Source organism: Xanthomonas floridensis (assembly GCF_001642575.1).
Taxonomy (GTDB): Bacteria; Pseudomonadota; Gammaproteobacteria; order Xanthomonadales; family Xanthomonadaceae; genus Xanthomonas; species Xanthomonas floridensis.
This window is the reverse complement of the sequence record NZ_LXNG01000037.1, coordinates 1-8,737: the sequence shown is the minus strand read 5'-3', so window position 1 is coordinate 8,737 and position 8,737 is coordinate 1. Positions and strand designations below refer to the sequence as shown.

The 8,737-nt window shown below is 56.8% G+C and carries 9 protein-coding genes and 1 pseudogene; 5 read left to right on the top strand and 5 right to left on the bottom strand.

Annotated features, from left to right (window positions below; all coding sequences use genetic code 11):
• Positions 1-93 precede the first annotated feature (93 nt).
• Complete coding sequence (locus A7D17_RS24260; protein ID WP_153041991.1) at positions 94-549, top strand: XVIPCD domain-containing protein; 456 nt, start codon at positions 94-96, stop codon at positions 547-549.
• Between the two features lie 95 nt (positions 550-644).
• On the opposite strand, the gene A7D17_RS23320 is transcribed toward A7D17_RS24260, so the two are convergent.
• The 4 genes from A7D17_RS23320 to A7D17_RS17980 form a co-directional block, all read right to left on the bottom strand.
• On the bottom strand, positions 645-1,343 hold the full coding sequence (locus A7D17_RS23320; protein WP_082862139.1) for a transposase: 699 nt from the start codon (positions 1,341-1,343) through the stop codon (positions 645-647).
• A 702-nt stretch (positions 1,344-2,045) separates the two neighbouring features.
• On the bottom strand, positions 2,046-2,438 hold the full coding sequence (locus tag A7D17_RS23310; protein ID WP_239692245.1) for a hypothetical protein: 393 nt from the start codon (positions 2,436-2,438) through the stop codon (positions 2,046-2,048).
• A 156-nt stretch (positions 2,439-2,594) separates the two neighbouring features.
• On the bottom strand, positions 2,595-3,782 hold the full coding sequence (locus A7D17_RS23305; RefSeq protein ID WP_082862136.1) for an XVIPCD domain-containing protein: 1,188 nt from the start codon (positions 3,780-3,782) through the stop codon (positions 2,595-2,597).
• Positions 3,783-4,559: 777 nt separating this feature from the next.
• On the bottom strand, positions 4,560-5,036 hold the full coding sequence (locus A7D17_RS17980) for a hypothetical protein (RefSeq protein ID WP_239692244.1): 477 nt from the start codon (positions 5,034-5,036) through the stop codon (positions 4,560-4,562).
• Between the two features lie 722 nt (positions 5,037-5,758).
• On the opposite strand from A7D17_RS17980, the gene A7D17_RS17975 reads away from it, so the two are divergent.
• From A7D17_RS17975 to A7D17_RS23280, 4 genes are all read left to right on the top strand, one after another.
• Positions 5,759-6,157: a SymE family type I addiction module toxin gene (locus A7D17_RS17975; RefSeq protein ID WP_064510356.1), complete on the top strand. Its 399-nt coding sequence runs from the start codon at positions 5,759-5,761 to the stop codon at positions 6,155-6,157.
• A gap of 357 nt (positions 6,158-6,514) precedes the next feature.
• Positions 6,515-6,922: a hypothetical protein gene (locus A7D17_RS23285; protein ID WP_082862133.1), complete on the top strand. Its 408-nt coding sequence runs from the start codon at positions 6,515-6,517 to the stop codon at positions 6,920-6,922.
• A 36-nt stretch (positions 6,923-6,958) separates the two neighbouring features.
• A complete protein-coding gene (locus tag A7D17_RS17970) occupies positions 6,959-8,113 on the top strand; it encodes an XVIPCD domain-containing protein (protein ID WP_239692243.1) in 1,155 nt (384 codons plus the stop codon).
• Between the two features lie 53 nt (positions 8,114-8,166).
• Complete coding sequence (locus tag A7D17_RS23280) at positions 8,167-8,538, top strand: hypothetical protein (RefSeq protein WP_193395362.1); 372 nt, start codon at positions 8,167-8,169, stop codon at positions 8,536-8,538.
• Positions 8,539-8,621: 83 nt separating this feature from the next.
• Here the strand turns inward: A7D17_RS23280 and A7D17_RS23740 are convergent.
• A pseudogene (locus A7D17_RS23740) lies at positions 8,622-8,737 on the bottom strand (IS5/IS1182 family transposase); the annotation flags it as partial.

The following is an 8,737-nucleotide window of genomic DNA, read 5'->3' as shown; positions in this document are numbered from 1 at the left end:
ACCTCGCGCCGTGTCTGCTTGCGCTTGCCGTTGTACTCCGCGTCGCCAAAGCTCAGCTGCATCGAGATCGTCCGCTCGGTTCGTTGATCCATTGTGGCAGTATCAGATGGAGTTGTTCAGACCTTCCTTAAGCCGCAGAACCTGCGTGAGAAAGCCTCTGATTGGTACGAATCCATGCATAAGAGCGCTGAGGAAGCGGTTCGCAGCTTGGAAGAAGGGCTCGGGAGGAAGTACGACGGCAATAGTGAGCGGCTGGCCTACGGCGGTGCAGTAGTGGCGGCAAATCACAACCTGCAGCGCGTGGATCATATTTTGCTGGGCGATGCGACCAGCTCGGCAGCACGAGGTGAGCGATTTTTTGTAGTCCAAGGTGACTTGAACAACCCCGCACATCTTCGAGCGCATGGAAGCATGCATGAGGTGCTGAATACACCAGTGGAGCAGCATGCAGCTCGTCTACGGGAAATTGGTGAAGCACAGGTCCAGCAATCTCAGAGTGCGGCCGTGGAGCACGAACGCCAGCATCAGCAACAGCGCGGCATGGCGTGAACTAACGGGGGCTAATTCCTTTATTTGGTGGTGTTCTGTCGTTTCGCAACCTTCTCGGTCGATGTGCTGGCGTAATAACGGATCAGGTTAACGACTCAGTCGGCGGTGTTCGGTTTGCGCGGGCGATGAGCGGGCCTGACGCCTGCAAAGCGGTTGGTCTTGACTTCGACCATTGCGCGGAAGGCGTCGTAGCCCAGGGCTCGCTGCTGCTGTAGATGAAGACGAATGCTGGTAAGCAGTTCGTCGGAGAGGGTTTCATCGAGCAGAGCACGGTAGGCGTTGGATCGCTCGATCGGGTCGCTGCCAAGCGCAAGCCAACAGGGATGTGGTGTCAGTGCGGAGTGCTTGCGCTGGGCTAGATTGGCTGGGCAGCTGGACCAACGATACGCTGCCGGGTTGTCGGTCAGGCGAGCACGCACCGGATTGAGCTCAATGTAGCGATAGCAGCGAAGGACGTAGTCCGCACTGTCCACAAGACACGCTTTGTACCGGCCTTCCCATAGTGTACCCGTGCGCCTGTGGCGGCCATTGAACAATGCGACGTAGTTTCGCCCAAGGCGTTGCATCAGTTGCCCGATTCGTCCCGCTGCAGGTGGCGTGACTAGCAAGTGCACATGGTTGTCCATCAAGACGTAAGCGTGCAGCTGGCAGCCTGTGGCGTGCAGGGCTTCATGCAGCAAGTGCAGGTAGCGCAATCGGTCGCCATCATCCAGAAAGCACGGCAAGCGGTTGTTCCCGCGCTGCACGATGTGCTGCGGGATGCCGGGAACGTCAATACGCGGAAGTCTGGCCACGGTACAAGACTCGCAGCCAGGCGTTGGTGCTGATAGCGAGGAAACCCTCCCGAAAGCTGAGGCCGTAGCCTGAAATTTGGCTAGGAAGTGAACCTGAACCCGTTAGCGTCCGTTAGCTCCCGATACCTTGATCGCTGCGTTGCCGGCGTCGACGACATGTCCACCAGTCGTCTATCCGGTGGGAGCATGGGGCTGCGGTAAGAATAGGCAAGGATTGGGAGCGCTATGGAGTAGCTTTGTAGCGGCAAGGCCGGCAGAGATTCCAAGAGCAATCATTAGCACTGCGGCGTACTGGGGACGTGATCCAGGATTCACTGACGCGGGTGCCTCTTTGTGTTGCGTCCTCCTGGTAAGCATGTAGAGCTGTCGGGCTGCACTGTCCCAATCATTGCTCTGAACCAAAACCTGATGCACTTCATCGCCATCATTTATCTGCACTCTGTAAAAGCGCCTGCTAGTCTCGTACTCGATTCGAGATTCAGTGAGCATCAAAGTGAGCGAGTCGCAAAGTATCTTGTCCGTACCCGAGTAGAGGATTTCCATGGAGTGAACGCTCCCATTGGGCCGTGCAGAAAAACGCTGGCGGCTTGAGTGAATAGTGAGATAGGTAGGCGCATGACCGACTGAATGTTGCGGTTACGCATTTTATTGCTAAGACTAACGCGGTCAGGTTGACCTGGCCCGCTAGGACAGACTTTAAAACTAAAGTGCAAATTTTTCTTCTGTATCCATGTAAACCAGCAGGACCTCTTCGCCCGCATAGGGAACAGTGACTTTCGGCATCCAAGGCTCGGCTGGTGGTATGGCAGCTTTCGCTATTGCATCGCACCTAGCACTTATGTCACATCTGCGGATGGCAATGCGCAAGACGCCGCGGTCACTTAAAAAATCAACGCCGGGAGAATAAAATTGGCTTTCCGCCGGCATGTGATAGGTGATTTGGAGCGAGGTGGTTCCCACCTTTGCAACTTTGACAGGCTGCACATCACTCTTCCTGTAATCAGAGCGCATACTTACTTCTGCAGAAGCAGTCGAGATTGATAGCGAAAGTAATGCTGTCCCAAAGATGAGCCTAATTTTCATATCTAAGTTCATGCCAAGGTTTGGGATCCGTCTAGAAACGTTAGCACCTGCCATCTCGGCAAGCCAAAAGCTAACCTCAAACGCCGGAAGCGAGCTACCTGCAAAGTGTCTGAATACTTACGTGTTGTCTCTGCTAGGCTGGTCGAAAGGCTGCTATGACCAGGGTAATCAGACTTGCAGCCTTGGTGCATCCTGCTTTTGACTCTGCTCCTGAGCTTCAGCAGTCATCGCAAGCGCACGCGTCTGTTCGGCAGACTGCACGCGCGCTTGGCTTTGCTCAACCGAACTCTCCACTGCATCTGCCGTGCGCATTTGCTCACGGTGGTATACGGAGGTGGAGGGATCTCCCTGGACCAGAAAAACGTACTCGCCGGTGGCCGCCCGGGTACCTGCTTGGCCAAGCACCACGTTGTCTACACGTTCTAGACCCTGCTCTTTGGCAAGGGCATACAGGCTCCAGGTCATACGGTCACTTGCCGCATCGGGAACACGATTCAGCGAATGATCGATCCGATGTACGCCATACTGGATTTGAGCAAACATGGGATCGCTAGGCGATGGAGTCTGCGCGCTGAGGTTGAAACCATCCGATGATCCACGCGACGGCGCGGCCGGGTCCTGAGGTACCAATGGCTGCCCACTTGTAGGTGGCACGATTCTACGATCGTCCGCATCGAACCACTGCTTGCCGTTAAACCTATATCCGCTGCGTACCGATGCCGCGCCGACGTCTTGATAAAGGTCCTCTCCAAAATCCGGGGCGTTGACTGTCTCACCTTGTGCGTTCTTCGGCAGAACAGGTTGAACGCCGCTGGCCTTCAGCAAGTTGCTGACAACACCGTTGCTGTTGTTGTACAGCGGAGAATATTCCAGTTGTGCCTGATTGATCTGATCCCCGGCCTTCAGGGCAGACTCAAGTTTTGTGGACAACTCCTGGTCAGAACCGCTCCAGGCAACGATGCGCTCGTGGCGCTCGCCCGGTGCGGGCCAGTCTGGTGCGGTGACTGTCGCTTTCACGATATTGCCCTTGGCATCCCTCGCAAGAGCCGGCTCGGAAGGATCCAACTGGTTCAAAGGCACTGGCTCGTAGTTGCCGTCTTGTTTGAGCCGGTACCCAATTTCATAAGGGGCAATGTAAGGGGCTGCTTCAACTCGAATGTGCCCAAACTTCTCCGAGCCAAGAACTGTGCTCTCGGCAAAGTTCGCCAGGTCATTCCCTTCGGCCCTGGTGTCTGGTCCCCCGCGTACTACAGTCTGGCTGCCATCAGAGTTCTGAAAGAGCAGGTAAAAATGGCGACGGTCACCAGCAACCTCGCTTGCCCCCACCCAAATTGTTGCCTTCTTCTGCTCATCCATGACTTATTCTCCAATATCCTGCGGAGCTCGATTCACTACCAGTTTGCTCAAGTAGATTCCGTCAGCAGAGTGAAAGCCCACCATCCAGGTAACCGGCACAGCTGGCGCTGTCACCGATGGCTGCGCCTCTTTCACGACAGGGGAAAGCGTGCACATCATTGACGCTTTGTAACCTGCGCCAGGAGAGTTTAGCGCTTGGCAGCGAAATCCAAGATCCTCAAGGTTCTTCTGCGCAGTCGTAAGCGGTGACCCGATAGGATTAGCGGCCTGAAGCTCTTGCCTCGCCTTGGCGGCAGACTGCTGAGTATTAAAGCTGGGCCGTGAGTCTTGCTGCATGGCAGAGCACCCTGATATGAAGAAGAGACTAGCAGCTGCTAGCAATGCTAAAGAGCTAAGGTTGGCGTGAGGATTCGTTCGCATGACTTGACAGCTCCAACGCAATCACACAGATGGTCATCCATGCGTAGTTCGGTTGCAAGTATGCGCCCCAAGAGATAGCGGAGCTATGAAGTTACAGTGGCAGGCTGACCTGACCTGACTTAGCCTGGCCCCAATCTTATGCGTCAGCTGCTATTACGTCTTTCTCTTTGCCCTTTAGCGCCATGTCGAGCAAGTACTCATAGGTCTGCAGCTTACCCCTAGCCGATGTGGCAACCCAGCAGATCATCCAGAAGAACAGCAGAAAAATCCCCACTATTGCTGTCAATGGAGACATCGCCAGAGGATTGCCACCAGCGCGCAGAACCAGAAAGAGCGACGCCGCAACCGGCAGAAGGCCTAGCTTGTCGATGCTTCCAGCCAGTAGCGCAATGCGGCCGCACGGCGTGTATGGCTGTAGCGAGCGTGATCCAGCATGACTTGCAAGGTTGCTGCCAGATACCCTTGCAGCCAGGTCACCTCCTGCATAAATTGCTCTAGCTGATGATCAGTGCGCATTGCTTGATCTAATGTCCATCGACGCAGATCACTCGCGATCCCGTAAATGCCGAGCAGCATCAGGACGCCCAATGCTACTAATGCAACCCGGAGGCCGGCGGTTGCTACCTTTACTAGCAACTGAGGCGGAACACTCGTGAAGCTGAGGAATGATGCAATCAGCGTCGAAGCGATTGCCAACGCCATGACGATGCCTGCGCCGCGCACGAGGCGGCTTGGGCTGGCGGTATCTGCTGGAAACTCCGGTAGCGCGCTGAGGCGCTCTTCTAATGCCTTGAAAGTCAAAGGCACGACCGGTGCTACGCCGCTACTTTCCATGACGCCTGCCATCGTTGAGTGATACGGCAAGATTAGAGGTGTCTGATCTATACGACCAGGTGGAAACGTTGGGACAGCACGAAAAATTTTCTAGTGCGCCCGGTGCGTGCCAGGTCTGTGATCTTAAATATCTGAGCACACGGGCTGTGCATCCGTGCTTTTTGGATCTGCCTTTTAAGAACAGATGGCGACAGTTGACATCGCGATCCGTGCGCTGCAATCTCCAAGTCAAGGAGCGTCGAAACTCCTCACACAGCGGTGCCCACCTCCGTCAAACCGGTGGGTTTTTTGTGCCTGCATCCTGCAGGTACAAGCCGACGCAATGCCTGCGTCGGGAGGGCGGCTAATACAACACCCGCAAGGGGAATACGCCCGCCGGCTGTGTGCGGTTTCGAACCTCCCGACATCCCGTCGCCGTTGGCGGCGGTTCTTGGGTCGTTCCAGGAGGGCGTTGCCATGTCTACCGCACCATCCACGCCGGCATCTGTGCCGGTTGATCTGTTGCCAACCTTCGCTCACCGCCTGCGGTGGGATGTGCGTGAGGTGCTGCGCCGGCTCGTCGCACGCGCGACTGTTGAGCAGGTGAGCGACAATCCTGCGCACCCGCTGAGTTGCCAGCCCGCTGTGTTGCCGCACCCCTTGCGCCGCCTGTCGGCACGCAGGGCTGTGCCATTGCAGCAGTGCGTCGCTGCATCCATCACCCGCCACCACCCGGAGGCGCCATGACACGCCGCCGCCCACCCACGGCAACTGCCAGCGCACGGCCCACCCGCACGCGTACGCGCCCCACGCCGCCCAAGCGGGTGCAGTGGGTTGTTGTGGAACCCGACCGCACCAAGCTGCCACCGATGCTGCCGCCCGACCCGGACGCCTCCCAGCAAGGCCCCGGCACGCTACGCGCACCCCGCCGCGCCCGCCGCCCGCGCCAATGCACCGTCAGCTACACCCATTACCCCGGCGCCCACGACCACGCCGGCGACCAGCACGTGCCCCACGTCCGCCTCAGCGGCCTATGGCTGGAACAACTGGGCTTCGCCATCGGCACCAAGCTGCGCATCACCGCGAGCGCGGGGCAGCTGCTGATGGAGGTGTTGCCTCCGGTGGGAACGCCGGCAAAGTGACCTATCGCGTGTCGCTTAGAGCCGCCTGCCGCATTCATGTTCAGTCGATGCGCGGTTCGTCAATCGTGCGGTCCAAGAACGACTTGCGGTGATTGCTGCCTATGCCTGATCCAAGATCATTGACGTGTTAGATTTCAGCGACACTCTTAGCGCAGGACCAGAGAGATGGCCCTTTACCTTGGGGAATCCCTTGGCAGGCAAGGCAACAACGGACGTAGTGACTCACCTCGGGCAACGTTGTTAGCGAGTGCGCTGCTGGCACTATGCACCCTTCATGCGGGATGTGCCCCGAGCACTCCACGCGATCAGTTAGCCATAGCGGCTGCAAAGCCCTCCGCTGAAACCAGGAGCAAAGACGTGACGGAGCGCCTTAAACAAGACGTCGATCGTTTGATCGCAACAGACTTCCAGGATGTCGCCGCCGTCAGTACTCAGCTCCAAGCTCAATTTGGACCACGGCACTTAGACGGAGAAAGAGAGCTTCGGGTAAGCGAGCAAGGCGTGCTGGCAGGTGAAAAGGTGCAGCATGTTGAGTTCATTAGTGCAACAGATGATCTATCGCGTGGGAAGTTGGTTATCGATTTCTCGCCACCTGGTCCGGGTTTCAAGGAGTCTCCCTGGGTAGACGCTGTTCCTTACCCACCTCGTCCAGATGCGCGAGATTCCAGGGCCTATTGGGAGATGACAGTTAAAGGCACTAAGGTCATCTTTGGTCTGACGGAAGACCAGTCACACCTAAGTTATATCTCGATCAGCAAACTTTGAGATAAAGTTTGATGAATAAAGCAAGGGAAATGCGTGATGGAAAGTAATGAAGAACAAAAATTTCCACAGCCGAAACAGGTAGGTGCACCATCCAGTGGCGCGCTGCCGGCTTCTCCGCTGAAGGATCCAGCATTGGCGCCTCTAATTAGCTCTTCGCCTACACTCCAAGCAGGCCTTTCTCAGTTCAAACGCGATGGCATAGGCGTTGATTGGGGCAGCGCAGGTGGAGGTACTTACCTGGATCCAGGTAAAAAAGTGGTGATTGACCAGGACGCAGCTGGCAAAGGCGAACGGGTCGCCAGATCACTATCGCATGAGATTGGACACCATGGTTTCGCTGAGCCTAAAGATTATTCTTCCAAGCAAGCTTATGTGAACAACATGCTGCGCAGCGAAGCAGCTGCAACGCTCAGTAACGCGCTAGTCCGACGTGAGATTCTGAATCATCAGGGGCCGGATATCGGTATTTCTGGAAGCGGCACGAGGCCGCAGCAGTACGAGGCAATTGCAGATCAGCAAATGGCAGGTCGCATCACACGCGATGCTGCATTGAACCAGATTGCCCAAGTCTTCAAGACGGAACAACCTTCGGTCGCTCCAAGTAAGACCTACGAACAATATTATGGCGATTACTACGACAAACACATCGTCCCCTGGAAGCTTAAACAGGGGCGGCCGGAGCCCGGAGCCGTTGGCGACATCACTACTTCTGATGTGAAGCAGGGTGGACTTGGACCCGAATCACATCCGGCATCACCGAAGACCCCGTTGTTGCCCTCACAGCCAGGCCATGCGGACCACACGCTGTACCAGCAGATCAAAAGTGGTGTGATGCAGCTCGATGCCCAGCACGGCAAAGAGTGGGACGGGGCAAGCCAGCGCATGACTGCCAGCCTGCTTGCGCTGGCCAAAGAGGAAGGCTTGTCGCGGGTGGATCATGTAGTGCTCAACAACCCCACAGGTCAGCTGGCCGGCGGCGAGAAGGTCTTTGTCGTCCAGGGCGCACTCAACGACCCGGCACACCAGCGCGCACAGATGCCGACGGTGGACGCCGTGCAGGCACCAGAGAACCAGTCGTTCGATCGCCTGCAGGCAATTAACCAGACTCAGGCCCAGGCGCGTGAACAGCAGCAGGCGCTGGAGCAGTCGCAGCAAGCCGTTACCCAGGCCGGACCGTCAATGGTGCTCTGAGAAATTCCATGCCGTCGGTACCGGCTGTCACTGGGTGCGACGAAGGCTGAGAGGTGTCTGTGCAAAATTCGCTGATCTACGTCGTGTTCTGGTTGCTCGTTACAACGGGTTGCACCTGGAGATTCGCTCAATTTGGGATGGATAAGCCCTCCGGCCCGTCACTCTGTGCAGAGGTTCTGGACTGGGAGAGCGCAAGCGCGTCTCAGGCGTTGCGAATGACGCCGCAGATCGTGGAGGACGAGAACGGCCGGTCTTATCATTTTGATCTCGGTGGACGCAAGGGGCTGCGCTATCTGGCTGCGAGTTGTGGAATCGGTGTTTATGCTGAATGCAGCTTTGACGCAACTTATTCGAATGAGCATGTCCTTCGATTTTCTGAGCTGTCGACATTTAGGGAAGGTCTGAACAACGCCATCGGAGGATGAGGTAAGCCGCATCGGTCGCGCCAATGACGCTCAGGCCTGCGGTTTTTGGCCGTTTCCGGCGCATGTGCGCGGTGTTGCCCCTGCTACAGGCACACCTTCCCCACGGCAGGCAGTAACTGCTTTCGCTTCAGCCACAGATTCGACAGCGCGAACAGCGTCAGCACCTGCGCGGTATTCTTCGCCAAGCCGCGATAGCGCA